The following is a 25,699-nucleotide window of genomic DNA, read 5'->3' as shown; positions in this document are numbered from 1 at the left end:
ACCGCCGCCGCGAACGGAGCGATCTTCGCCTCCGCGAGCGAACGAACCGTCTCACGGAGCATGTCGTGCTCCTCCGACGGCCGGTACAGGTCGAAGTCCTTGCCCATCCTGGCGCTCTCCCTACATACACGGCTTCAGCGTGGCTTTTGGCACTGAGTACCCTCAGCAAAACACACTCAGTGCCACGATGCCAGCGAGTCGGGGAACGCCGTTCCGTGACGAAGCTCGCGCCCTCCGGCTGGATGCGGCCGATCGTAGGGCAATGTCCCGCTTTAGGCGGGTTATAGGTTTTCTCCGCCGGCCGGCCCGGTACACAGCCGTGCGACGCCTCGCACTCGCACCGGGAGCACCGAGTACCCATGGCACATGCACGCACCCTGACCGCGGCGACCGCGGTGGTGGGGGCCGCGGGGGCCCTCCTGTCCCTCTCGGCGGCGACCACCGCCACCGCCACCAAGAGCCCGGCCGGCCAGCCGCCCGGCCGCCCCGGCTCCGTCCACTCGGTGCCCGTGCCCACCGGCGCCGACCCGGGCACCCGCGCCCTGCCCGCGCGCACCACCGGCCCCTTCAGCATGATCGGCCTCACCTGGGACGAACCCCGGGTGCAGCTGGAAGGCACCGCCCAGATCCGCACCCGTGACGCCCGTACCGGACTGTGGACCACCTGGCGCACCCTCGACACCGACGCCCGCGTCCCCGAGTCCGGCCGCGAAGCCGCCGCCGACGGCGTACGTGCCGGGGCGCAGCCGCTGTGGACCGGGGCCTCCGACGGCGTCCAGTTCCGGGCCACCGGCGACCGGCTGCCCGCGGGGCTGCGGGTGGAGCTGGTCGACCCCGGCGACCCGGAGCTGCCCGCCCCGACCCCGGAGGCCGTCCCGGAGAGCGAGCCGGCCGCGGCCGGGCTGCCGCCCGTCACCTCACGGTCGGGCTGGGGCGCCGACGAGTCCCTGGCGGGCGCGCCGACGTACACCAGCGAGGTCAAGGCCGTCTTCGTCCACCACACGGCCGGCACCAACGCCTACGACTGCGGCGAGTCGGCCTCCCTGGTCCGCGGGATCTTCCTGTACCACGTGCAGAGCCAGGGCTGGAAGGACATCGGCTACCACTTCCTGGTCGACAAGTGCGGCACCGTCTTCGAGGGCCGGGCCGGCGGCATCGACCGGCCGGTCAAGGGCGCGCACACCTACGGGTTCAACACCGACACCGCGAGCGTCTCGATGCTCGGCAACTACAACACCGCCACCGCCGAGGCCGTCGCCCGGACCGCCGTCGCCCGCGTCGCCGCCTGGAAGCTCCGCCTCCGCGGGTACGACCCGGCCGGAACGGTCACGCTGACCTCCGGCGCGGACAACGGCTACTACACCACCGGCCAGAAGGTCCTCCTCAACCGGATCTCCGGCCACCGCGACGGCTATCCGACGGAGTGCCCCGGCAACAACCTCTACGGCGCGCTCCCCGAGATCCGTCAGACCGCCCACGCCGCGGGCTGAGCGCGGCCGCCGTCGCAGGTCTGCGTACCCCGGGGGAGCGACGGGTGCGCGAGCAGCTCCGCGACGGCGAGCGTCGCGCCGTGCGCGTGCTCCGTCCCGTACGCCGACGGGCCCAGCGCCTGCCGGGCGGCGGCCCCGACGCGGTCCACGTCGAAGCGCTCGGCCTCCGGGAGCGGCACGCCCACCGACAGCCGGGCCGCCTCCGCCGCACCCAGCAGCCGGGCCGCGTGGTCCGGGTGGCCGGCCAGGGCCTGCGCGCCCGCCAGACCCTCCAGGGCCAGGGCCACCGCACGCGGATCGCCCGTCGAGCGGGCCGCCTCGTAGCCCTCCAGCTGGAGCTCCCGCGCCCCCGCCGCGTCCCCGCGCAGCTCCGCGCAGAAGCCCAGTTCGGCGAGGACCAGGGCGGCGAGGCCGACCTCGTACCGCATCCGCCGGTGCAGCGCGAGCACGCTGCGCATGTGCGCCTCGGCACCGTCCAGGTCGCCCTCCCGGCGGGCCCCCATCCCCAGACCGATCTCCGCGAACAGCTCCCCGAACCGGTCCGCGCGCTCGACCGCGAGCCGCCTCGCCCGCTCGTGGAACTCCCGCGCCCGCGCGTAGTCCCGGTTCAGCAGCGCGATCCGCCCGATCCCGGCGAGGTGGAACGACACCTGCGGCCACAGCCCCAGGTCCTCCGCGATCCGCAGCCCGTCCCGGTACAGCCGGGCCGCCCGCGCGTAGTCGCCGTCCAGCTCCGCCAGCGTCTCCAGCGGCACCATCGCCTGCAACTGCCCCCACCGGTCGCCGAGTTCGCGGAACAGCTCCAGGCTCTGCTCGCCGTCCCGGCGCATCGCGGCGGTGTGCCCGCGCCGCTTGGCGTGGAAGGCCCGGCTGCTCAGGGCCGCGGCCGTGCCCCACCGGTCGCCCAGCGAACGGAACGCGGCCAGCGCCCGGTCCATCAGCTCCTCGCTAGGGCCGAGGTCCCCGATCCCGTACAGATTGCCGCCGAGGAACCACTCCGCCCGCGCCCGGGCAGGCGCGTCGTCGACCCGCTCGTACGGGGCGAGCGCCGCGCGGTACTCCGCCAGCGGGTCCGCACTCCCGCCGAGCGCCAGCGTGAACCCGCCGCGCCAGGCGGTCGCCCGTGCGGCCGCCGCGTCCGGCGTGCCGGCGGTGAGCGAGAGCGCCGCGCTCAGCGACCGCTGCGCCTCGCCCGCGCGGCCGCGCAGATACCAGTACCAGGTCAGCGCGTTCGCCAGCCGCAGCGCGCAGGCCGCGTCCCCGGCCCGTACGGCGCCGTCCAGGGCGGCGCGCAGATTCGGGTACTCCGTGTCGAGCCGGCGCAGCCACTCCCGCTGGCCGTGGCCGCGCAGCGGCCCCTCGGCGCGCTCGGCGAACTCCGTGTAGTACCGCCGGTGCCGGCGCTCCAGATCCTCCTGCTCGCCGGCCTCCCGCAACTGCTCCCGGCCGTACGCGGCGACCGACTCCAGCATCCGGTAGCGGGGGCCGTCGTCGCCGTCGGCCATCACCACCAGCGAGCAGTCCACGAGCCGGGCCAGCAGGTCGAGCACCTCGAACCGGTCGAAGTCGTCCCCGGCGCAGGTCTCCTCGGCCGCGGCCAGCGTGCAGCCGTCGGCGTGCACCGCGAGTCGCCGCAGCACCGCGCGCTCCCGCGGGCCGAGCAGCTCCCAGCTCCAGTCGATCACCGCCCGCAGGGTGCGCTGCCGGGCCGGGGCGCTGCGGCTGCCTGCCGTGAGCAGCTGCAGCCGGTCGTCCAGGCGGGCGTCCAACTCCCGTACGCCCAGGGCCCGTACACGCTTCGCGGCCATCTCCAGGGCCAGCGGGACGCCGCCCAGGCGGCGGCAGATCGACGCCACCGCCCCGGCGGTCGACTCGTCGAGGACGAAGTTCGGCGCGGCGGCGGAGGCGCGCGCGACGAACAGCTCCACGGCGCCGAACCGCAGCAGCTCCCGCGGCGACAGCACCGCGGAGGGCTCCGGCCGGCGCAGCGGCTCGACCTCCCGCAGATACTCCCCGGCCAGCCCGAGCGGCAGCTGACTGGTCGCCAGGATCCGCAGCTCCGGCAGGACCCGCAGCAGCTCCTCGGCGAGTGCGGCGACCGCCTCGCCGACGTGCTCGCAGTTGTCGAGGACCAGCAGCGCGGGCTGCCCGCCGATCGCCTGCGCCAGCCGGTCGGCCGGGGTCGGCGGCGCCTGTCCGGGCGGGACGGCGACATCGTCCCGTACGCCGAACAGCGAGGCCAGCGCCTCGTACACGTCCGAGGGCCGGCCGGGCGGCGCGCCGTCGTGCGCCGGAGCCGGCCCCGGGCCGAGCGCGGCCAGCTCGGCGAACCGCACCCCTCCCGGGAACCGGTCCCCGAGCCGCGCGGCCACCGTCAGCGCGAGCCGCGTCTTGCCGACCCCGCCGGAGCCGGTCAGCGTCACCAGACGGTGCACGCCCAGCAGTTCGGCCAGCTCGCCGATCGCCTCCTCGCGCCCGATCAGCGGGGTGGGCGCGGTCGACGGGATCGGCGGGGTGGGTACGGCCGACACGGTGGGCGGGGTCGGCGGGGTCGGTACGGACGGGACGGTCGGCGCGCTCGATCCGGACCGTGCGCTCGGCGCGGCTGCCAGCGTCGCGGGCCTGACCGCACCCGTGCCCGGCGAAGCCCCGCCGGCCAGTGTCGGGTCCTGTGTCAGGATCGCGCGGTGCAGCGCCGCGAGGTCGGGGCTCGGGTCCAGGCCCAGTTCCTCGGCGAGCCGGGTGCGCAGCTCGGCGTAGCCGGCGAGTGCGGCGCTCTGCCGGCCGGCCAGGTACAGGGCGCGGAGGTGCGCGGCGCGCAGCCGCTCCCGCAGTGGGTGCAGGGCGACCGGTTCGCCCAACTCGTCGGCCACCAGGGCGTGTTCGCCGAGGTCGATCCGGGCCTCGGCCTGCTCCTCCAGGGCGGTGAGCCGCTGCTCCTCCAGCCGGTCGCGGGCGGGGCGGGTGAACTCATCGTCGGCGAAGTCCGCGTACGCGGGCCCCCGCCACTCCGCGAGCGCGTCGGCCAGCAGTCCGGCCCTGGCCCGCGGGTCACCGGCCGCCCGTGCGCGGGCGGTCAGTTCCTCGAAGCGGCCGGCGTCCACGGCGTCGGCGGCGACGAGCAGCCGGTACGCCTGCCCCTGCGAGACCACCAGGTCCCGGCCGCCGGGCTCGACCGCCTCCAGGGCCCGGCGCAGCTGCCAGACCTTGTGCTGCAGGGCGCCCGCGGGATTCCCCGGGAGCCGTTCGCCCCACAGGTCCTCGACCAGGCGGTCGGCGGAGACCGGGCGTCCACGGTGCACCAGCAGACAGGCGAGCAGCGCGCGCACCTTGAGCTCCGGAATCCGTACCGGCCGGCCGTCGGCCGTCCACACGCCGAGGGGACCGAGCACTCCGAAACGCATGTGATCACGCTATCAAGCGGCCCTGCTCACCGGCCCGTTCGCCGGATCCGCAAGCACGAACCGGAGGCCCCTGGGGTGGTCGGGGCCTCCGGTTCGCGGGCGGGCGGCTCAGCCCTGCTGCAGGGCCTCCAGCTGCCGGATCAGCTCCAGGCGCTTGATCTTGGTGGTGGCGGTCTGCGGCAGGTCCTCGAGGCGGTAAAGCACCGGCTCGGCCAGCGCCGGCAGGTCCGCGACCGCGGCGCGCCAGGCGACCGGGTCGATCGGCTTGTCGTCCTTGGTGGAGACGACCGGCACCGCGCGCCCGTCCGGACCGGGCACGATGATCGCCTCGGTCAGCTCGGGCAGCCGGGCGAACAGCTTGTCCTCGATCTCCAGGGTGCTGTCGATGCCGTCGATCCGGTCCACCTCGCGGTCCAGCAGGTGCAGACAGCCCCACTTGGTGCGGTAGCCCAGGTCGCCCATGCGCCACCAGCCGTCGTTGACCTGCTTCGCCCAGCGCTCGTGCTCGCCCAGGTAGGTGACGATGCGGCCGTCGCTGCGGACCTCGATGAAGCCCGGGTTGGACTTCGACACCGGGTTGCCGTCCCGGCTGACCACGCGGACACCCGTCATGCCCGGGAACGGCGCGCCCACGCAGCGGCCGTCGGCCTCCGCGCCCCGCTTGTGGCTGTAGGTGCGGCCGGCGATCGGGCCGACCTCGCTCTGCCCGTACATCTGGATGAACAGCGCGCCCTTGCGGCGCGAGGCGCCGAGCAGCGCGTGCACGGTGCGCGGGTGGATGGCATCGAAGGTGGAGCTGAAGTACTTCACCTTCGCCAGCGGCCGGCGCGGGTCGTCGACCAGCTCCTCCCAGCGCATGAAGGTGTTCGGGTGCGCCTCGATCAGGCCGGGCGGGACCTGGCTGAACAGGTCGGCGACGACCTCCGGCTCGTCCTCCTTCAGGATGATCACCGGGTGGCCCTGCAGGATCGAGATCGGCAGCGCGGTGAACATCCGGGAGTGCACGAACGACACGTGGATCGCGACCGGCTCGTTCGGGCCGACGAGCTTCGCCACGGTGCCCTGCGGGCGGTACCGGGACTGGAAGGTGCGGCCGGTGTGCACGGCCAGCTTGGGCACGCCGGTCGTGCCGGAGGTGTGCGTGATCAGCGTCGGGTGGTCGGGCGGCATGACGACCGGCGCGACGCGCGGCGAGCCCGCCAGCGAGGCGAACGTGGTCGTGCCTTCGTACGTGCCCGTGGTGAGCAGCGTCTGCACGGCCAGCGTCAGCACCTCGGCCGGCAGGTCCTCGGTGAGCTTGGCCTCGTCCGTGATCAGATACGGCTGGTCCACGCGGCGCAGCAGCTCGGCCACGGTGTCGCCGTCCAGCTTCGGGGACAGCAGCACCGGCACCGCGCCGACCCGGTTGACGGCGCAGGCGAGCAGCGTGATGTCGAAGCCGTTGGTCTTGTGGACCACGACCCGCTTGCGCGGACGGACCCCGGCGGCCCACAGGCGGGCCGCGAAGTCATCGATCAGCGCGGCCACTTCGGTGAGGGTCGGACGCCGGCCCAGTTCCGGGGCGATGTCCAGGTCGTGGTCGAGGACCACGGGGCTCGCGGGGTGTTTCGCGGCGGCCCTGTCGAAGAGTGTTGCCAGGCGAATGCCTTTGTTACCTATGCGCTGCAGGATCATCGCGAGCACATCCCCTCGGTGTGAATGTCGGTGATTTCCGTGCTGCGCCGCGGCGTCGCGGCGAGGTCGTCAGCCCGTTCCACGGGCGGGGCGTGCTCTGCTCAGCCGCCGGGAACGGCCTCGGGACGGGTGAACAGGACGACCTTTCCGGTCGCCTTTCCGGACTCGACGAGGTGGTGCGCCTGCGCCGCCTCGCTCAGCGGCATCGGCTCGGTCGCGGGCGGCCGCAACCGCCCCGAGGCGAGCAGCCGGTTGAGCCCCGCCGCGGCCTCGGCCAGTTCGTCGATCGACGCCTGGGAGATCGCGAAGCCGACGATCGAGCAGTCCTTGGTGTACAGCGGACCGGCCGGCAGCTCCGGGCGGGTCGTCAGGCCGGACAGCAGGACGATCCGGGCGCGCCGCGCGAGCACGTCCACCGCCTCGGACAGGTCGTTGCGCGCGGAGGTGTCGACGAACATGTCGACGCCCCGCGGGGCGAGATCCCTGATCCGCGCGGTCACGTCAGGGTCCCGGTAGTCGACGAACTCCGCCGCCCCGAGCCTGCGGACGTCCTCGGCGCTGCGCGCGCCGGCCACCGCGATCACCCGCGCTCCGGCGAGGGACGCCATCAGGACCAGGGCGCTTCCGACGTTGCCGCCGGCGCCGAGGATCACCACGGACTCGCCCATCCGCAGCCGGCCGTGGGTGAACAGCGCCAGGTACGCGGTCGTCGCCGGGTGGGCGACGGCCACCGCGTCCGCGGCGGCGACCCCGTCCGGCAGCGGGTAGAGCCGGTCCACGGGGACGACCGCCTGCTCGGCGGCGGCGCCCTGCCGGCCGGCGTATCCGAGGCTGTTGCACCAGACCCGGTCGCCCACGGAGAAGCCGACCGCGCCCGGGCCCACCGCGGCGACCGTGCCCGCGAGGTCCCGTCCGATCACCAGGGGCATCGGGACGGGCGTGCGCCAGGCTCCCGAGCGCACGAAGGTGTCGACATGGTTGACGGCCGAGACGTCGACGTCCACGAGCACGTCGCTGGGTCCCGGCTGAGGCGTCGGCAGCTCCCCGTACCGGATGACCTCCGGCGGTCCGAACTGCGCGATGTAGGCAGCACGCATGGCTCGGATTCTGTCCACACAACGACCCCGCCGGTCGGCCCGCGGGGCGACTGTGTCAGGTCATCTAGCCGCCTCCGCTCTACTTCGTCAAGTCCGGACGCAGCCAACGGACTTCGATGCGGGGGTCACGCGCGGCCGTCAGCCGCCAGGGCCTCCGTGGCCCGCTCGGCGCGGGCTTCGGGCCGCCGGGCGGGCGGCGCGAGGCGCAGTGTACGGCTCACCCGGTCGGCCGCCGCCGGGGCTCGGGGGAACAGCTCTGCGGACCGCCGCCACGCAGGAGGGGCGGCGGCGGTCCCGGCGCGTGCTCCTACGCGGCGCCGCCGTTCAGGGGCAGCGAGCGGAGGTCCTTGCGCAGGATCTTGCCGGCCGCCGACTTCGGCACGGCGTCGGTGAACTCGACGATCCGCACCTTCTTATGCGGCGCCACCCGCTCCGCCACGAACGCGATCACCTCGTCGGCGGTCAGCTCCGCGCCCTCCCGGCGCACCACGAACGCCCGCGGCACCTCGCCCGCGTCCTCGTTCGGATAGCCCACGACGACCGCGTCCACGATCGCCGGATGGGTGAGCAGCAGCGCCTCCAGCTCGGCCGGCGGCACCTGGTAGCCCTTGTACTTGATGAGCTCCTTCAGCCGGTCGACCACGTACACCTCGCCCCGCGGACCTAGCCGCGCGATGTCGCCGGTGCGCAGGAAGCCGTCGGGCAGGATCGTCTCCTCGGTGGCCTTCTCGTTGCCCAGGTACCCGGCCATGACGTTCGGACCGCGCACCTGCAGCTCGCCCGTCGCGCTGTAGTCGCCCTCGACCGGCTCGATCTCGCCGTCGGTCTCCGGGTCGACGATCCGGAACTCCACGTTCGGCACGGCGAAGCCGATCGAGCCGACCGACAGCGAGCCGTCCGCCGGGGTCAGGTGCGAGACGGGGCTCAGCTCCGTCATGCCGAAGCCCTGCATCATGCGGCAGCCCAGCTTGGCCGCCAGCGCCTCGCCGAGCGCCTCGTCCAGCGGCGCCGCGCCGCTGACCACCGTGCTCACCGACGACAGGTCGAACTGCTCGGCCAGCGGGTGCTTCGTCAGGGCCACCGCGATCGGCGGCGCCACGTACAGGAAGGTGCAGCGCCGCTCCTGCGCCGTGCGCAGAAAGTCGGCGAGGTCGAAGCGCGGCAGCGAGACGAGCGTGCCGCGCGCCTTGAGCGTGCCGTTGAGCAGCACGTTCATGCCGTAGATGTGGAAGAACGGCAGCACCGCGAGAATCGTGTCGTCGGCCGACATCGGCAGCACGAACTCGTTCTGGCACATGTTCGCCACCAGGTTCGTGTGCGTCAGCATCACGCCCTTGGCGCGGCCCGTCGTCCCGGAGGAGTACGGCAGTACCGCCAGATGCGTCGACGGGTCGATCGCCACCTCGGGCGCCGGGCGGCCCTCCGCCAGCATCGAGCCCAGCGTGTCGTGCCCCTCGACCGGGTCGAGGACGTACACGTCCGAGGCCGCCATGCCGACCTCCTCGGCCGCCGCGAGCGCCGTCGGCAGCAGCGGGCTCACCGTCACGTACCGGACGGCCTTCGCGTCGCGCAGCTGCGTCGCGATCTCCTTCGGCGTGTACAGGGCGTTGACGGTGGTGACGGTGCCGCCGGCGCGCAGGACGCCGTGGAAGGCCACCGCGAACTCCGGACAGTTGGGCGCGTGCAGCGCCACGACGTCGCCCGGCTCCAGCCCGCGGGCCGTCAGCGCCCCCGCGAACAGCTCCACCTGTTCGGCGAGCCGGCCGTACGTGAGCGAGCGGCCCGACAGGGCGTCGACGATCGCGACCCGGTCCCGGTCGCCCGCGTCGATCGTGCCGAACAGCAGCTCGTGCACGGGGACGTCGGGGATGACGACATCGGGATGGGGGCTGCGGAAGATCACAGTGGCTCCTCGAGGGTGGTGACCGCGGCGTTGCCGCGCATCCTGCCGCAGGCGCGTGCGTCCCGCGACAAGAGGAAAAACACGTTGGCGTGCGGTGGTGACAATGGAATGATCCGCCTGTTCACGGACAGGAGGATGTTTGTTCGTCTTTGTCTGTGCAGAGTGCGAGGCAGCGCTGACCGCCCCCCTGCACCAGGTCGAGTTCCCCGACCACGCCCACCAGAGGTACGGCAACGGAGTGTCGATGCCGGTCCTGATGGAAGAGGGAACGTTCGCCGTCGACCCGCTGCCGTCGGGGCCGCCGTGGCGGCCCTTCGACGAGATCCCTGACCGGGAGGCCGAGGCCCTGGGCTGGTACGCGCCGGTGTGGGCGATCTCGTACGGCTCTCCCGGGGCGGTTCTCCTCGCGCCGGGCGACTCCCGTGGCACGGCGTTGCTCCCCGGCGGCGGTGAAGGGGCCTGCTGCGGCTTCGACGGGCGCGAAGGCCCGAACACGGTGTGCCTGGCCTGCGGTGCCCTGGTCGCCACCCGCATCGACGACTGCTCGCTCTGGCAGACGCTGTGGCTGCACCCGGACGCGGTGCGCCGGGTCGCCGCGGCCGGCCCTCGGCCGGGGCCGCTCACCTGGGAGACGGTCCTTGCCGAGCGCCGGATCGTCCCGCCGGTGGACCAGCTCGGGCATTGGAGCCCGGTGTGGGAGGCGGCGGTCGGCGCCGCCGTGGCCCGCGTGGTGGCGGCCTCGGAGGGCCGGCCCGTGGACGTGCCGGAGGGGCGGACGGCGGAGGTGTTCCGGCACACCCTGGACGGACTGCTGCCGCGGGGCTCGGAAGCGCCGGCGCTGCGGATGGTCCTGGCGGGACCGGGACTTCCCGCGCCGGACGAGTCCGCGGACCTCGTCCTCGTACCGCGGCATCCGGAGACGGGGGAGGCCTGGGGGCTGCCGGGGGAGCGGGCCGGACGGCGCCCGGGCGTGGTGCCGATGGCCGCGGCCGTCTGGCTGTGCCTCGCCTTCGGCCAGCCGCCGCCGTTGCCCGAACCGGCGAGCGGGCGCCTGGCCCGGGACGTCCTGCGCGACGAGCCCCTGCCGCTGCGCCCCAACTGGAGCTTCCGCCCCGACCGGAGGGTGTTCGTCAGGACGCTCGCCCGGCAGCCACAGGCGCGGGCGCTGTGGCTGCGCGACCTCCTCGATGCGCTGGTGCACTACCGGCCTCGCTACCACCGGCAGTTCTAGGCGGCGGGCCGGCCGGGCGCCTCAGGAGCCCGGCCGAGGACGCGGTCCAGGTACGGATTGGCGAAGACGCCCGTCGGGTCGTGCGCGTCGCGCAGCGCGACGAAGTCGTCGAAGTGCTCGTACCGGGCCCGCAGTTCCGCCGCGTCGAGGTCGTGCATCTTGCCCCAGTGCGGCCGGCCCCCGTACCCGCCGAGGATGTCCTGACAGGCGCGGAAGTACCGCTCGTACGGCATCCGGTGGTACTGGTGGAAGGCGATGTAGCAGCTCGCACGGCCCTGCGCGGTGGACAGCCAGATGTCGTCCGCCGCGGCGAACCGCACCTCCAGCGGGAACGACACCCGCTCCCCCTGGGCGTCGACCCAGCGCTTGATCTCGCGCAGTGCGTCGACGGCGTGCTCGCGCGGGATCGCGAACTCGCCCTCGTGGAAACGGACGTCGCGCACCGAGGCGAAGACCTTGTACGAGTGGTCCGTCCACTCGCGCGACGACATGGCGCGGGCGGCGAACCGGGCGATCGGCGGCACGAGCGCGGGGACGCGGGTGCCGAGCCGGTTGAGCGCCTCGAAGCCGAGGCCGGTCACCGTCTCGTCGAGCCGCTGGGAGAACGCGCCGATCGGCGCGAGCGGCGCGTCGCCGGGCAGCCGCCGGAAGCGGCGGGTGAGCGTGGTCGTGCTGTGCGGGAACCAGAAGAACTCGAAGTGGTCCTCGGCGTCGGCCAGTTCCTGCGCCCGCTCCAGGGTCTCCTCGACGGGCGCCGCCGCGTCGCGGGCGTGCAGCGCGAACAGCGGCACGCACTGGAGCGTCACCCGGGTGATCACGCCGAGGGCCCCGAGGCCGATGCGGGCCGCCGCGAACAGCTCGGGTCGCACGAGGGCGGAACAGGTCACGACCGAGCCGTCGGCGAGGACCAGCTCCAGGGCCCGCACCTGGGTGGCGATGCCGCCGAACGCCGCACCGCTGCCGTGCGTGCCGGTGGAGATCGCGCCGGAGATCGTCTGCCGGTCGATGTCGCCCAGGATCTCCATGGCCAGGCCGTGCGCGGCGAGCAGCGGGTTGAGCTTCCACAGCGGCATGCCCGCGCCGACGGTGACCAGGCCGGACTCCGCGTCGATCGAGGTCACCTCGTCGAGCAGGTCGAGCCGCAGCTGCACGTCCGGCGCGACGGCGGCGCCGGTGAAGGAGTGCCCGGCGCCGACGGCCTTGACCCGCAGCCCGTCCCGTACCGCCTCCTTCACGGCCACGGCCACGTCGGCGGTGCTCGCGGGGCGCAGTACGCGTCGGGGCCGCGCCTCCTCGTTGCCGGCCCAGTTGCGCCAGATGCTGCTCATGCCAGGAGTCCTCTCGACCTGTTGGCGGATCGGCAGCAGACTGAACTTGGTCAACCGTCCAAGTCAAGGGTCCGTGACTCTTGACTTGGACGCACGACCAAGAGACGGTGACGGCTCGGCGAACGGTCACGGACACCACGCAGAGAGGCGGTACGCCATGGGAAGCGCCGCACCGCAGGACGTCACCCGGCGCCCTGTCGCCCCGGCCGGCTTCGAGGAGCTCCAGGCGGCCACCGCCGGCCTCCAGCCCCCGTTCGCCGTGGTCGACCTGGGCGCGCTGCGGGCCAACGCCGCCCAGATGGCCCGCCGCGCCGGCGGCAAGCCGATCCGCCTCGCCAGCAAGTCGCTCCGTTGCCGCCCCCTGATCGACGAGGTGCTCGCCCTGCCGGGCTTCGCGGGCGTCCTGGCCTTCACGCTGCCGGAGGCGCTGTGGCTGGCCGGGGCGGGGGAGGGTACCGAGACCGGGGACGGCGCCGGGGCGGACACGAGCGGTCCCGGCGACATCCTCGTCGGCTACCCGACCGCCGACGTGCCCGCCCTGCGCCGGCTGGCGTCGGACGAGCGGGCCGCCGGGCGGATCACGCTCATGGTCGACTCCGTCGAGCACCTCGACCTGATCACCGACGCCGTGGGCCCCTCCGGGCCGCCCGTCCGCGTCTGCCTCGACCTGGACGCCTCCCTGCGGCTCCTCGGCGGCCGGGTCCACCTCGGCATGCGCCGCTCGCCGCTGCACGCGCCCGAGCAGGCCGAACGGCTGGCCCGGGCCGTGCTGGCCCGGCCGCGGCTCCGGCTCGTCGGCGTCATGGCGTACGAGGGCCAGATCGCCGGCGTCGGCGACAACCAGCCCGGCGCGGGCCTGCGGCAGGCCGCCGTACGGCTCGTACAGCGGATCTCGGCGCAGGAGCTGCGCGCCCGCCGCGCCGCCGCGATCCGGGCGGTCCGCGCCGTCGCGCCGCTGGAGTTCGTGAACGGCGGCGGCACCGGCAGCCTGGAGACCACCTCCGCGGAGCCGGCCGTCACGGAGCTGGGCGCGGGCTCGGGCATCTACGCCCCCGTACTGTTCGACCACTACCGCGGCTTCCGCCCGCTGCCCGCCGCGTACTTCGCGCTCTCCGTCGTACGCCGCCCCGCGCCCCGCCACGTCACCGTCCTGGGCGGCGGCTGGATCGCGTCGGGTGCGCCGGGCGCGGACCGGCTGCCGGTGCCGGTGTGGCCCGAGGGGCTGCGCCTGCTGCCCGCGGAGGGCGCGGGCGAGGTCCAGACCCCGCTGACCGGCGCGGCGGCGGACGGCCTCCGGCTGGGCGACCGGGTGTGGTTCCGGCACGCGAAGGCGGGCGAACTGTGCGAGCGGGTGGACCGGCTGCACCTGATCGAGGGCGACCGGATCGTGGGCGACGTCCCGACGTACCGCGGCGAACGGCACGCGTTCCTGTGACGCGGGGGGCGCGGCGAGAGGCTGGGGTACGTTGACGAGACGGTGACCCGCACGTACGAGCGCACGGCGACACCGCACCGCGACACGACACCGCGACCGCACACCGACCCGCCTTCGAGGAGCAACCGCCATGGCCCGCCTGTCAGCCGACGACCGACGTGAGCAACTGGTCGAGGCGGCGATCCGGGTCATGATCCGCGACGGCGTGGCGAAGACGACCACGCGCGCGGTCGTCGCGGAGGCCGAAGTGCCGCTGGGCGCCTTCCACTACTGCTTCCGCTCCAAGGAGGAGCTGCTCCAGTCCGTCACCGAACGGATCATGGAACGCTCGCTCGCCCCGGTGCGCGCGGTCCCCGAGGGCACCACCCCGTACGAAGCCATCCGGGCCAACCTGCACCTCTACTGGGACCGCGTGCGCAGCCGCCCCGACGAGCACCAGGTCACGTACGAACTCACCCAGTACGCCCTGCGCCAGCCGGGCCTCGCGGAGGCGGCCCGCCGGCAGTACCGCCACTACCTCGCAACCAGCAGCGACTACCTGGAGGCCACGGCGCGCACCCTCGGCATCCGCTGGACGGTCGACCTGCCGGTCCTCGCCCGCCACGGCCTGAGCGTCCTGGACGGCCTCACCCTGAGCTGGCTGATCGACCGCGACGACGAGGCGGCCACAGCCGCCCTGGACGAGTTCGCCCGCTACCTGGCCTCGGTCGCCGAACCCGCCAACCCCGCACCGGCGAACCCCGCACCGCCCAACGCCGCATCGTGATCGGCTTCCGCGGATGATCGTGATGCAGCCGGTTCTGGAGGCGCTTCCCCCGGCCGACTTCGCCCTGTGGCCCGTCGCCGCCGTCCCGTCCCCGGGCTTCTCGTCCACGGGCTTCCTGCCGCTCGGCGGTGCGATGAGCCGCCCCGAGATCGGCACGGCGGTCATGCTCATCGCCGCGGGCAACGACCTCGACCCCGGCGTCCACGGGGACGACCGCCCGCCCCGCCCCGCCGACCCCCTGGGCTCCTTCCTGCACGGCCTGCTCACCTTCGACACCCCGTACGCGGCCGGCGGCCTGAGGGTCACCGACACGTCCACGGGCGTCGTCCTCGTCCCCGGCTGTTGCAGCGGCGTGGAGGAGTGGCGCGAGTGGTTCGAGGTCCTCGACGGCGGCGGCAGCGCCGGCTTCGGCCACGACCCCGACCCGCTGGCCGAACGGCTCGGCGACACCGTCCGGCTGACCGTCGACGCCGAGCGGCACGACAGCCCGGTCATCGAGCTTCCGGCCGCCGAACTCCGCCGCCTCCTCGCCGGCGCCGAGCGCGATCTCGCCGCCTTCCTCGACGCGGCCGCCGCGTGGGCCGCCCGTCACATCCCCGACCACGCCGGGCCCGTGACGCAGGCCCTCACCCGCGTGCTGGCGCTCGACTCCGCGCCGCCGCCGGGCGTCGCGTGACCCCACGGGTCTTCCGAACTCCCCTCAGGAGCGTCACAGGGGCTGCACAGAGTCTTCCGATCATCTGGTTAGCGTTGCGCCGGTTCGGTTCCCCTCGCGAACGCTTCAGGTCGTGGCCGGTGCGCCGGCCGACGGCGCAGTCGACTCAGGAAGACGCAGATGGACTACTGCTCCGCGTGTCGTCGGCACCTCAACGGTGCCCTCGTCTGCCCCGGCTGCGGCGCCTACGCGCCCGACATCGCCCCGAACATCGCGCTGCCGTCGGCCGAGGCCGCCGACCCGACGTGGGACACCGCGTTCGCGAGTGCAGCGCCCCACGCCTCCGCGTCCCACGCGTTCGCGCCAGGCGAGGGCCCCGGCGGACTCCCCGCGCGGGGCGACGTCGAGCCGGCGCCGGGCGCCGACGTCCCGGAAGGGCGCGCGGCGCGGCGGAGGCAGCGGGCGCGGTGGCGGAAGAACCAGCGCCGCGCGGTCGTGGCCACCGCCTTCGCGCTCGTCGGCGGCGGCCTGACCGCCGCCGCCCTCGACCGTGACGGGGCCGGCCGCGCCCTCGCCGCCTCCGCCCCGCAGGACCTGCCCACGACCTCGCCGGCCGAGCAGACGCCGTCGTACGAGCCCGCGCCCGCGACCCCGCCCGCCGCGCAGCCGTCCACGCCGGCGTCCCCCGCCGCCGACTCCGCGCGGGACCACGAGACCCCGCCCCCGGCGACGGCCCCCCGGCACGCAGAGCCCGACGTGCACCGCGCGGCGATACCCGCCGCGCCCCGCACCGCCGCGCCGAAGGCCCCCTCGGCCGTCCCGTCCGCCGACCGGCCGGTCACCGTCCTGCCCACCGCTCCGCCGCCCGGCGCCGCCGACGAACCGCAGCAGCCCGCAGCGACCGAGCCGGCCGCCCCGGCCACGCCGCCCACGACCGGGACGCAGCCGAACCAGCCCGCCCAGCCCGGCAGTTCGGACCAGCAGCTCTGCCTGCTCGTCATCTGCATCGGCTGACCGAGGCCACGGCGCCGGTGCCGCGGGAGTTCCTCAGGCGCTCCTGAGGATCACCAGCCGCTGCGTCGCCCGCGTCATCGCCACGTACCTGTCCACCGCGCCCGCCACGCCCGTCCCGAACCGCTCCGGATCGACCAGCACCACCAGGTCGAACTCGAGCCCCTTCGACAGTCCGGGAGTCAGCGACCGCACGCGCTCCGACCGCGGCCGGTACGCGGGCGCGCCGATGACGCAGGCGACGCCCTCGACATGCTCGGCGAGCCACTCGTCGAGCACCGCGTCCAGGTCCGCGACCGACCCGAGGACCCCGTGGACCACGGGAACACCGCTGCTCCGCACCGACGTCGGGACGTTCGCGTCCGGCAGCGCCGCCCGGATCGCCGGCTCGGCCTCCGCCATGACCTCCTCCGGCGTGCGGTAGTTGATGCTCAGCGACGCCACGTCGATGCGGTCGAGCCCGATCCGCTCCAGCCGCTCCCGCCACGACTCCGCGAACCCGTCCCGCGCCTGGGCGCGGTCCCCGACGATCGTGAAGCTCCGCGACGGGCAGCGCTGCAGCAGCATCTGCCACTCCGCGTCCGTCAGTTCCTGCGCCTCGTCCACGACGATGTGCGCGAACGGCCCGACGAGCGGCTCCCGGTCCGTGCCCGGCAGCGCCGCCCCGTCGACCAGGGTCTCCTGCAGGTCCTTGCCGAGCAGCATCGTCACCGCGCCCTCGCCGTCGGCGTCCGACGCGACGATGTCGTCGATGACCCGCGCCATGCGCGCGCGTTCCGCCGTGACCGCGGCCTCGCGCCGGCGCTGCCGCAGCATCGCCTTCGGGTCGCCGAGCCGCCGCCGCGCCGCGTCGAGCAGCGGCAGGTCGGACACCGTCCAGGCCTGCGCGTCGGCGCGCTGCAGCCGCCGCACCTGGTCCGGGCCGAGCCACGGCGCGCACAGGCGCAGATACGCGGGTACGGACCACAGGTCGCCGACGAGGTCGGCCGCGTCGAGCAGCGGCCACGCCCGCTCCAGCGCCCCGACCAGCTCCGCGTCGCGCAGCACCTCCTGGCGGAACGATTCCTCCGGCACCTCGTCGTTGCCCAGCCGGTCCAGCAGGATCGCGGCCAGCTCCTCCCGGATGCGGTCGCGCGCCTCGTTGTGCGGCGTCCCCGCCACGGCCTCGAAGGCCTCCGCCCAGTCGTCGGCGGTCAGCCGGACCTCGGCCCAGGGCGTCGAGACGGTCAGCGTCTCCGTCGGCGGCTCCTCGTAGAACCGGACGGCCAGCTCGACCGAACGCACCATCTCCGCGGACGACTTGAGCCGCGCCGCCTCCGGATCCGGCTCCGCCCCGGCGGTCGCGCCCTCGGCGACGAGGTCCCGTACGGTGCAGGTCCGCACGCCCTCCTCGCCGAGGCTCGGCAGCACGTCGGAGACGTACGAGAGGTACGGCTGGTGCGGGCCGACGAACAGCACCCCGCCGCGCCGGTGGCCGAGGCGCGGGTCGGAGTACAGAAGGTGGGCCGTGCGGTGCAGGGCGACGACGGTCTTGCCGGTGCCCGGACCGCCGTCCACGACCAGCGCGCCGCGCGAGCCGGCGCGGATGATCGCGTCCTGGTCGGCCTGGATGGTCGCGAGCACGTCCCGCATCCGTTCCGTCCGCTCGCCGCCGAGGCTGGCGATGAACGCGGACTGGTCGTCGAGCGCGGCATGCCCGTCGAGCGCGTCGGCCGTGAAGACCTCGTCCCAGTAGTCCGTGATCCGGCCGCCGCTCCAGCGGTACCGGCGCCGGCTCGCCAGGCCCATCGGGTCGGCGTGGGTGGCGGCGAAGAACGGCTCGGCAGCGGGGGAGCGCCAGTCGAGCAGCAGCCGGCGCCCGGAGCGGTCGGTCAGCCCGAGCCGGCCGATGTACGCGGGCTCGGCGCCCTCCGCGCCGACGATCCGGCCGAGGCACAGGTCGAGCCCGAACCGCCGCAGGGTGCGCAGCCGCGCGGTCAGCCGGTGGATCTCGCTGTCCCGCTCCAGCGCCTCCCGCCCTGCGCCGCCCGGCGCCCGGCGCAGGACGGCGAGCCGGTCGGTCAGCTCGGCGACCGACTCCTCGACGCACTCCGCGACGGCCGCGAAGTGCTTCTCGTCGTCGGCGACGAGCGCGGGATCGGCCTTGGCGGCGAGCTGCGCGGGCAGCAGGAACGCTGACTCGGACGATTCGGCAACAGACAAAGATGAACGCAAGGTGTGAATCTCCCAATCCCCCAGCTTCCGGCTCAGGCCAGTGATTGTGCGCCACCATGGGGGCCTTGCCGCAAGCCCCCCGGTGCGCTATAAGTTGAGAGTGGCAAGGAGCGCGTGAGCGCCTTGCCCTTTTTCTTTTCCCCGGGTTTCTCACTCGTCCGGCCGCCCCCGGCCTGCGGCGCGGCACGTTCCGGGGAATGCTCGCAGTCGTGATCACGAAGCTGGAAGGCATGCCCGAGGGCGTCGTCGGATTCCAGGCGACCGGCGAGATCTCCGCCGTGGACTACCGCAAGACGGTCGGTCCGGCGCTCGCCGAGGCCGCCCGCACCGGCGAGGTGCGCTTCCTGCTCGTCGTGCCGTCGTTCGACGGCATGACCGGCGGGGCGGTGTGGGAGGACCTCAAGGTCGGGGCCGAGCATCTGCGCGCCTGGCGGCGCATCGCTCTGGTGACGGACATCGAGTGGATGACGCACGCCACCGTCCTCTTCGGCTGGATCAGCCCGGGCGAGGTGAAGGTCTTCCCGCTGGCGCGGCGCGCCGAGGCCTTGGAGTGGGTGGCTGCCTGAGGGCGGTGCTGACGGGGGACGTTGACGGCCGGATGTTCCCCACCCCACACAAGTCAGTGATCATGAAGCCGTGCGGGCGCCGATGCCGGGATTCGGGCCGGTGCCGTACCTAGACTCCCCGCACATGTCCCTCTGGCTGCTCAACCACTTCAGCACGTTCACCCTGGCCGCGATCACCGTCGGCGGAACGGTCGCCCTGGCGGTCGCCGGCAGCGTGCTGGCCCGCCGCCGCTACCCGTCGCTGGCCCGCGGCGAGCACAACGACATGGTGGGGGTGACCCTGGGGATGTTCGGCGCGATCTACGGGATCATCCTGGCGTTCGTCATCGTCACCCTCTGGACGCAGCTGGAGAACACCCAGACCGTGGTGTCCGCCGAGGCCACCGACATCGCCCTGATCGCCCGCGATGCCGCGGCCTTCCCGCCCCCGGTGCGCGCCGGCCTGGACGAGGCGCTCGGCGGCTACGTCCACGCCGTCGTCGAGCAGCAGTGGCCGCGGATGCGCGAGGGGGCACCGAGCTACGGGTCCACCGAGGACCGTCTCGTGGCCGCGTACGACGTCCTGCAGGCGTACGAGCCGAAGACCGTCCGCGAACAGGTCTTCTACGAGGAGGCCGTCTCCCGGCTCAGCGACATCGCCGCGCAGCGCCGCGCCCGCCTCAACATGGCCGAGCAGCAACTCCCGGCCCTGCTCCAGGTCCTGGCGTTCGGCGGCGCACTGGTCCTGATCCCGCTCACGTTCCTGTACGGCGTGCGCCGTCTGCGCATCCAGCTGCTGTTCGTGGCCTCGGTGGCCGCCCTGATCGGCTTCAGCCTCCTCCTGATCGTCGTCCTCGACCGCCCCTTCGCCGGCGAACTCAGCGTCACCCCCGCCCCGTACCGCGCGGGCGCCCTGGCGCGCTACTGGAGCGGGTGACGGCCGGCAGGGGCGCGGGGGTCAGGCGGCGGGCTTGCCGGGCTGGTCGTGGGTGGCGCAGTGGATGCCTCCGCCCCCGGAGGCGATCGTGTCGATCTGCACCTGGACGACGTCCCGGTCGGGGAACTGCTCCTGGAGGATGGACTTCGCCTTGGCGTCGGCCTTCCGGTCGCCGAACCTGGGCATGAAGACGGAGTCGTTGGCGACGTAGAAGTTCGCGTACGTGGACACGAAGTCCTCGCCCTCGCCGGTGATCCGGTCGAGGTCGGGCTGCGGCAGGTCGATGATCTCGAAGCGTCGGCCGCGCGCGTCCGTCGCCTTGCTCAGCACCGACCGCGCCTGGTCGGCCGAGCGCGACCAGGAGTCCGGGGGAGTGCCGGGGAACGCCTGGTCCAGGAGGACCACGCCAGGCGCGGTGAAGCGTACGAGGCTGTCCACGTGCGCGTCGGTGATGTCCTCGCCGCGCACCCCCTTCAGCCAGACCACCTTCTCCACGCCCAGGGTCTCGATGAGCTCGTCCTCGATCCGGTCGCGGCTCTTCCCGGGGTTGCGGTTGTCGTTGACGATCGAGCTCTCGGTGACGAGCAGGGTTCCCTCGCCGTCGGTCTCGAAGGAACCGCCCTCGGCGACGAGCGGCGCCTGCTCGCGGGGAATGCCGTACCTGGCGAGCAGCTTGCGGCCCACCTGGGCGTCGTTGGTGTGCTCCTGCTTGTCGCCCCAGCCGTTGAAGTTGAAGTCGACGCCGACCACCTCGCCCTCGTCCTCGACGAAGACGGGCACGGTGTCGCGGGCCCACAGGTCGTCGACGGCGAGCGGGATGACCTCGACCTGCGAGCCGCAGGCCCGCTGGGCCGCCTTGACCTGGTCCGGCCGGGCCATCATCACGACGGCCTCGTACTCCCCGACGGCCCGGGCGATGCGGGCGATGTCCTGCCGTACGTAGGGCAGGTCCTCCTCCCAGACGGAGGCGAGGGCCGGCCAGGACATGAACGTACGGGTGTGGCTCTCCCACTCGGCTCCGAACCGTCGCTCGCCGCCCGGGGCCGGGGTGCGGGCGGGGGAGGGAGCCGTGCTGCCGTTCGCGGTCTCCTGCGGGCCGCAGGCCGTGGCGCCCAGGGCGAGGGCGCCGCCGATGCCGGCGAACGCGCGCAGGGCGGTGCGGCGGGAGGGGAGAAGGAAGGACACGAGGTGCTCCGATCATGGGCTGGCGAGACTAGCTTCACGCGGTCGGCGGTCGGCGGTCATGTGGAGGGGGCCGACCGGGCGTGAGTGGGGGTGGCCGTCGACGCCACTGTGACACTGACTGAAATTTCAGTCAAATGTGAGGGCTGCGAGCACAGTGCGGCCACCTCTGCCGCGATCGCCTCCCGCATCAGCGCGGTCGCGTGTCCGGCCGGCAGCGTCCCGATCAGCCACCGGACGCTCAGGCCCTCCAGCAGGACGGTGAGCCGCTCGGCCGCCGCGACCCGGGCCGCTTCGGGCGCCGCCGGCGCGATCGGGGCCAGCAGGTCCGCGATCTCCCGGACCCATGCGGCGCCCGCCCGCACCAGCTCCTCCCGCAGGTCGGGTTCGAAGACGGCGCCGGCGCGCAGCTCGCCCCACACCGTGCTGTTCTCGCGCACCTCCGCGGTGTCCTGGAGTTCCAGGAGCAGGACCTGGTCGAGTTCCTCGCGCGGGGTCAGAGGCGCGGCGTCCGCCTGCTGGGCCGTGGTGTACCGCTCGGCGCGGTCGTTGATGTGCTCCAGCGTGTGGCGCAGGACTCCGGTGCGGTCCTTGAAGTGGTAGTAGATCAGGCCGGTGGAGACTCCCGCCTCCTCGGCCAGCTCCGTCACGCGCAGCCCGCGGACGCCGCGGCGCGCGATCACCCGGGCAGCGGCTCCGAGGATCGCCGTCCTCCTGTCCTTCGCGGAAGGTGCCGGTGCTGCCTGTACTGCTTGTGCCACTTGTGTCATCTGCGCGCGCTCCTCCGTGTGGGCTCGTCCATGCGAGGTTCTTGTTGACTGAAACTTTAGTCAGGGGGCACGATCGGGTGCGGGCGTGCCGTGCGCCCTCTCGTTTCCGTACCGCCGAAAGAGCCGCCCATGTCCTCCATCCCGTCGCCAGGACTCCCGTCGGCCCCCTCGGAGCTGTCGCCCGACGACCCCCACGAGATCGGCGGCTACCGGATCCAGGCCCGGCTCGGCGCCGGCGGCATGGGCGTCGTCTACCTCGCCCGGACCCCCGGCGGGCGGCCCCTCGCCGTCAAGGCGGTGCGCGAGGACTTCGCGGCCGACCCGGAGTTCCGCCGGCGGTTCGCCCAGGAGGTCGCGAGCGCGCGGCGCATCCACGGCCTGTTCACCGCCCAGGTGGTGGACGCGGGACCGGAGGACACCGTCCCCTGGCTCGCCACCGCCTACGTGGCGGGCCCCTCGCTCCAGCAGGTGGTCGAGCGCCACGGCCCGCTGCCCGCCCGCACGGTGCTGCTGCTGATCGCCGGGATCGCGGAGGCCCTCCAGGTCATCCACGCGGCGGGCGTGATCCACCGCGACCTCAAGCCCGCCAACGTCCTCGTCGCCGAGGACGGCCCGCGCGTCATCGACTTCGGCATCGCGCGGGCGGCCGACGCCACCGGCCTCACCGGTACGGGCCTGCGGATCGGCACCGCCGCCTACATGGCCCCCGAGCAGGCGCTCGGGCACGCCGTGACGCCCGCGACCGACGTCTTCGCACTCGGGGCGCTCGCCGCCTATGTGGCCGGAGGCCGGCTCCCCTTCGGGGCGGGACCCGAGTCGGCCGCGCTGTACCGCGTGGTGCACGAGCCCGCGGACCTTTCCGGCGTACCGGCGGAGCTGCGCGAACTCCTCGGCCGCTGCCTGGACAAGGACCCCGGACGGCGGCCCGCTCCGGCCGACCTGATCGCCGCCGTGCGCGCGCACCCGTCCGTGGGGCCCTCGCCGGCCTTCGACGAGGGCTGGCTGCCCGGCGCCGTCGGCCGGGAGGTCGAACGCCGGGCGGTGAGCCCGGCCGGCTCCGGGCCCGTACGTCCCGGCGGAATCTCCCCGCACATCGCTCCGCACGACCTCCCCACCCGGTCGGCCGGCCCGGTGGCCCCGGCGCCGACGCGGCGGGACGCGACGGCCGAAGGCCCGTACGACGGAACGCAGGCCCGCCGGGACCGCCGAAGGTCGCGGCGCGGCCGTACCGCTTGGGCGGCGGGGGCCGGCGTCCTCCTCGCCGCGCTCGTCGCTGCGGCCTGGGCGGTGCCCTGGCCGGGCGGTCCCGACCGGCCCGGCGACACCGGCTACGCCGTGGGGTACGCGGACGTCGAACTGACCGCCCCCGACGACGGCTACGAGTTCGACCTCGCCGCCGGGAAGGTGGCCCCCGCCGAGACCGCCGCCTGGTACCTGGCCCGCGAGAAGGACGCGTTCGTGGTGCCCGGGGACGTCGACGCCTTCGTCGCCCCCGGCTACGCCCTCGGCCCCGCCGACTGCGAGCGGGGGCTCGACGCGGAGCCGGTGACGAGCCTGCCGTTCGAGGAGCTCGCCGACGAGCGGCCGTTCTGCCTGCGGAGCGCCGACGGCCGGCGGATCGTCGTGGCGCGGATGATCGAGGCGGCCTCGGGCGCCGGTCCCGTGACCGTCGCGGTCAGCCAGTACAGGAAGAACGGGTGAGCCGACGAGCGGACGGCCGGCCGCCGGGCGCGGTCGCGCGGCCACGGGCGGCGAACGCCGCGTCCCCCGGTCCGGATAGGGTTCGTGACATGGCGTCTCGCAGTACTCAGATCCTGGAAGCGGCCGCCCGGGTCATCGCCCGGCGCGGGGTCCGCGGCCTGCGCGTGGAGGAACTGGCCGAGGAGGCGGGAGTCTCCACGGGCCTGATCTACTACCACTTCAAGGACCGCACCGGAGTCCTGCGCCACACGCTGGAGTACATCAACGACCGCGCCGAGCGGTACACCACGGCCCAGGAGCCGGGCGCCGCGCCGCTGAGCCCGCGCGAGGAGCTCGACCAGGTCCTGCTCCTGGAGCTCCAGGACACCGCGGAGGTTCGCGAGAACAGCACCGCCTGGGGCGAGTTGCGGGCCAGCGCCGTCTTCGACCCCGTCCTGCGCGAGGACCTCGCCCGCGCGACCCTGGAGTGGGTGCAGGAGGTGGCGGCGCTGCTGGGCCAGGTGCAGCCGCTGGCGCCCGCGGCCGCGCTGGCCGCGGCGGCCGAGCGGCTCACGGCGCTGCTGGAGGGGCTGAGCATGCGCTGGCTCAGCGGCGGCCTCGCCCTCGGTCATGCGCGCACGCTCATGGCCGAGTCCGTCGAGGTGGAGCTGGCCCGGCTGCGACAGCCGTAGCGGACTCGCGGACCCGGGGCCTTCAGGGCCCTTGTGCGGTCTTCGTCGACATGCGGAATCGCATTCATGGACTGCTGTCCGATGTATTGACTGAAATTTCAGTCAGTGCCACAGTGAGGTCATCGCAGGGCTTCGCCGGCCCGGCCGCACGCAGGTGCGGGAGCCGCGCCGGGCGAGCCCCGACTCCCTCGCTCTCTCCCCGCCGGTCTGCGCAGGGGAGGAAGGAAGCACCCATGTACGTCAGGTACGGGAGGTCGACATGCAGCTGACGCCTACCGAGCGGGACCGCCTGCTGCTGTTCACCGCCGCCGAACTCGCCCGGGCCCGCCATGCGCGCGGGCTCCGGCTCAACGTCCCCGAGGCGACCGCGCTCGTCGCGGACACGGTCTGCGAGGCCGCCCGCGACGGGCTGCGCCTGGCCGAGGCGATCGACCGGGCCCGGTCGGTCCTGGGGCCGGACGACGTGCTGCCCGGCGTGATCGACGTGGTCACCGAGATCCAGGTCGAGGCCGTCTTCGACGACGGCACCCGGCTCGCGGCCGTCGCGGAGCCGTTCGGCGCCCGCGAGCGGAACGACGCCGCCCCCGGAGCCGTACTGCCCGGACCGGACGCACCCGCCGCGCCCGAGCCGGCCGTGACGCTCACGGTGCGCAACACGGCGAGCGTCCCGGTCAGCGTGACCTCGCACTTCCACTTCTTCGAGGCGAACCCGCGCCTCGACTTCGACCGGGCCGCCGCCTACGGCATGCGGCTCGCGGCCCCCGCCGGGGCGTCGACCCGCTTCGATCCCGGGCAGTCCGCCGACGTGGGACTGGTCCCGATCGGCGGCGAGCGGATCGCGATCGGCTTCGCCGGCCTGGTCGACGGCCCGCTGGACGCCCCCGGCGCCCGGCTGCGCGCCCTTGCGCGGGCCGCGGCCTGCGGCTATCTCGGTGCGGCTCCGATCCGCGACGCGTCGGACGGAGTGCGGACATGAGCAGACCGGCCCGCCACGGCGATCACGGCCGCCACGGCGATCACCGCCACCACGCCGATCACAGCGACCACTGCGTCCCCGGACGCAGCCGGCACATCGACCCCCACGAGTACGCCTCCGTGCACGGCCCCCGCGCGGGCGACCGCGTCGTCCTGGGCGACTCCGGACTCGTCGTCCGGGTCGAGTCGGACTCCCAGAAGCCGGGTGACGAGTTCCTCGCCGGTTTCGGCAAGACCGCCCGCGACGGGATGCATCTGAAGGCCGCCGCCGTCCGCGACACCTGCGACGTCGTGATCACCAACGTCCTGGTGATCGACGCCGTCCTCGGCATCCGCAAGACGTCCATCGGCATCCGCGAGGGCCGGATCCACGCCATCGGGCGGGCCGGCAACCCGGACACCCTGGACGGCGTCGACGTGGTCGTCGGCACGGGGACCACGATGATCCCGGGGGAGGGCATGATCGCCACCGCCGGTGCGATCGACACGCATGTCCACCTGCTCTCGCCGCGGATCATGGAGGCCTCGCTGGCCTCCGGCGTCACCACGATCATCGGCCAGGAGATCGGCCCCAGTTGGGGGGTCGGGGTGAACTCCTCCTGGGCCCTGCGCCATGCCTTCAACGCCTTCGACGCCTGGCCGGTCAACATCGGCTTCCTCGGCCGTGGTTCGTCCTCCGACCCGGCGCCGCTGGTGGAGGCGTTGGCGGA

19 protein-coding genes and 1 pseudogene are annotated in these 25,699 nt (G+C 74.1%); 12 read left to right on the top strand and 8 right to left on the bottom strand.

What is annotated here, in order from left to right; genetic code table 11:
• Window positions 1-359: 359 nt before the first annotated feature.
• Complete coding sequence (locus tag ACGFMM_RS35385; RefSeq protein ID WP_393650598.1) at window positions 360-1,490, top strand: N-acetylmuramoyl-L-alanine amidase; 1,131 nt, start codon at window positions 360-362, stop codon at window positions 1,488-1,490.
• On the opposite strand, the gene ACGFMM_RS35380 is transcribed toward ACGFMM_RS35385, so the two are convergent.
• From ACGFMM_RS35380 to ACGFMM_RS35365, 4 genes are all read right to left on the bottom strand, one after another.
• A complete protein-coding gene (locus ACGFMM_RS35380; RefSeq protein ID WP_393650597.1) occupies window positions 1,466-4,894 on the bottom strand; it encodes a BTAD domain-containing putative transcriptional regulator in 3,429 nt (1,142 codons plus the stop codon). The genes ACGFMM_RS35385 and ACGFMM_RS35380 overlap by 25 nt on opposite strands.
• A 108-nt stretch (window positions 4,895-5,002) precedes the next feature.
• Window positions 5,003-6,568, bottom strand: coding sequence for an AMP-binding protein (locus tag ACGFMM_RS35375; RefSeq protein WP_393650596.1), 1,566 nt, complete (start codon window positions 6,566-6,568; stop codon window positions 5,003-5,005).
• A 101-nt stretch (window positions 6,569-6,669) separates the two neighbouring features.
• Window positions 6,670-7,665, bottom strand: coding sequence for an NADPH:quinone reductase (locus tag ACGFMM_RS35370; protein WP_393650595.1), 996 nt, complete (start codon window positions 7,663-7,665; stop codon window positions 6,670-6,672).
• 307 nt (window positions 7,666-7,972) lie between these two features.
• Entirely contained in the window at window positions 7,973-9,568 is a 1,596-nt protein-coding gene (locus tag ACGFMM_RS35365) for an AMP-binding protein (protein ID WP_393650594.1), read from the bottom strand.
• Window positions 9,569-9,707: 139 nt separating this feature from the next.
• Between ACGFMM_RS35365 and ACGFMM_RS35360 the strand changes: the two genes are divergently transcribed.
• On the top strand, window positions 9,708-10,799 hold the full coding sequence (locus ACGFMM_RS35360) for a hypothetical protein (protein ID WP_393650593.1): 1,092 nt from the start codon (window positions 9,708-9,710) through the stop codon (window positions 10,797-10,799).
• Here the strand turns inward: ACGFMM_RS35360 and ACGFMM_RS35355 are convergent.
• Window positions 10,796-12,127, bottom strand: coding sequence for a D-arabinono-1,4-lactone oxidase (locus ACGFMM_RS35355; RefSeq protein ID WP_393650592.1), 1,332 nt, complete (start codon window positions 12,125-12,127; stop codon window positions 10,796-10,798). The two genes, ACGFMM_RS35360 and ACGFMM_RS35355, sit on opposite strands and share 4 nt — an antisense overlap.
• Before the next feature lie 157 nt (window positions 12,128-12,284).
• On the opposite strand from ACGFMM_RS35355, the gene ACGFMM_RS35350 reads away from it, so the two are divergent.
• From ACGFMM_RS35350 to ACGFMM_RS35335, 4 genes are all read left to right on the top strand, one after another.
• Window positions 12,285-13,562 (top strand): amino acid deaminase/aldolase, encoded by a 1,278-nt coding sequence (locus tag ACGFMM_RS35350; protein WP_393650591.1) that lies wholly within the window; start codon window positions 12,285-12,287, stop codon window positions 13,560-13,562.
• A gap of 130 nt (window positions 13,563-13,692) precedes the next feature.
• On the top strand, window positions 13,693-14,328 hold the full coding sequence (locus ACGFMM_RS35345) for a TetR/AcrR family transcriptional regulator (protein ID WP_393650590.1): 636 nt from the start codon (window positions 13,693-13,695) through the stop codon (window positions 14,326-14,328).
• A gap of 13 nt (window positions 14,329-14,341) precedes the next feature.
• Window positions 14,342-15,004: a hypothetical protein gene (locus ACGFMM_RS35340; protein ID WP_393650589.1), complete on the top strand. Its 663-nt coding sequence runs from the start codon at window positions 14,342-14,344 to the stop codon at window positions 15,002-15,004.
• A 159-nt stretch (window positions 15,005-15,163) separates the two neighbouring features.
• Window positions 15,164-15,997: a hypothetical protein gene (locus ACGFMM_RS35335; RefSeq protein ID WP_393650588.1), complete on the top strand. Its 834-nt coding sequence runs from the start codon at window positions 15,164-15,166 to the stop codon at window positions 15,995-15,997.
• A gap of 33 nt (window positions 15,998-16,030) precedes the next feature.
• On the opposite strand, the gene helR is transcribed toward ACGFMM_RS35335, so the two are convergent.
• Window positions 16,031-18,196 carry an RNA polymerase recycling motor ATPase HelR gene (gene helR, locus ACGFMM_RS35330; protein WP_393650587.1) on the bottom strand — a complete coding sequence of 722 codons (2,166 nt, stop codon included), beginning with the start codon at window positions 18,194-18,196 and terminating at the stop codon, window positions 16,031-16,033.
• Window positions 18,197-18,405: 209 nt separating this feature from the next.
• On the opposite strand from helR, the gene ACGFMM_RS35325 reads away from it, so the two are divergent.
• Both ACGFMM_RS35325 and ACGFMM_RS35320 read left to right on the top strand, forming a co-directional pair.
• Complete coding sequence (locus ACGFMM_RS35325; RefSeq protein ID WP_393650586.1) at window positions 18,406-18,774, top strand: STAS/SEC14 domain-containing protein; 369 nt, start codon at window positions 18,406-18,408, stop codon at window positions 18,772-18,774.
• Between the two features lie 124 nt (window positions 18,775-18,898).
• A complete protein-coding gene (locus ACGFMM_RS35320) occupies window positions 18,899-19,690 on the top strand; it encodes a DUF4239 domain-containing protein (protein ID WP_393650585.1) in 792 nt (263 codons plus the stop codon).
• A 21-nt stretch (window positions 19,691-19,711) separates the two neighbouring features.
• Here the strand turns inward: ACGFMM_RS35320 and ACGFMM_RS35315 are convergent, their stop codons facing one another.
• Complete coding sequence (locus ACGFMM_RS35315) at window positions 19,712-20,875, bottom strand: agmatine/peptidylarginine deiminase (protein ID WP_393650584.1); 1,164 nt, start codon at window positions 20,873-20,875, stop codon at window positions 19,712-19,714.
• Window positions 20,876-20,931: 56 nt separating this feature from the next.
• Window positions 20,932-21,642 (bottom strand): TetR/AcrR family transcriptional regulator, encoded by a 711-nt coding sequence (locus tag ACGFMM_RS35310; protein WP_393650583.1) that lies wholly within the window; start codon window positions 21,640-21,642, stop codon window positions 20,932-20,934.
• Between the two features lie 129 nt (window positions 21,643-21,771).
• Here ACGFMM_RS35310 and ACGFMM_RS35305 point away from each other — a divergent pair, with 129 nt between their 5' ends.
• The 4 genes and pseudogenes from ACGFMM_RS35305 to ACGFMM_RS35290 all read left to right on the top strand — a co-directional run.
• Window positions 21,772-23,343: a serine/threonine-protein kinase gene (locus tag ACGFMM_RS35305; protein ID WP_393650582.1), complete on the top strand. Its 1,572-nt coding sequence runs from the start codon at window positions 21,772-21,774 to the stop codon at window positions 23,341-23,343.
• A gap of 89 nt (window positions 23,344-23,432) precedes the next feature.
• Window positions 23,433-24,014, top strand: coding sequence for a TetR/AcrR family transcriptional regulator (locus ACGFMM_RS35300; RefSeq protein ID WP_393650581.1), 582 nt, complete (start codon window positions 23,433-23,435; stop codon window positions 24,012-24,014).
• 259 nt (window positions 24,015-24,273) lie between these two features.
• Window positions 24,274-24,990 carry an urease subunit gamma gene (ureA, locus tag ACGFMM_RS35295; RefSeq protein WP_393650580.1) on the top strand — a complete coding sequence of 239 codons (717 nt, stop codon included), beginning with the start codon at window positions 24,274-24,276 and terminating at the stop codon, window positions 24,988-24,990.
• Window positions 24,987-25,699: pseudogene (locus tag ACGFMM_RS35290) on the top strand (urease subunit alpha); the annotation flags it as partial. The gene ureA and the pseudogene ACGFMM_RS35290, both read left to right, overlap by 4 nt.

Source organism: Streptomyces sp. NPDC048604 (assembly GCF_043199435.1).
Lineage (GTDB): Bacteria > Actinomycetota > Actinomycetes > Streptomycetales > Streptomycetaceae > Streptomyces.
The sequence above is the reverse complement of the archived record's forward strand: the minus strand, read 5'-3'. Positions and strand labels throughout refer to the sequence as shown.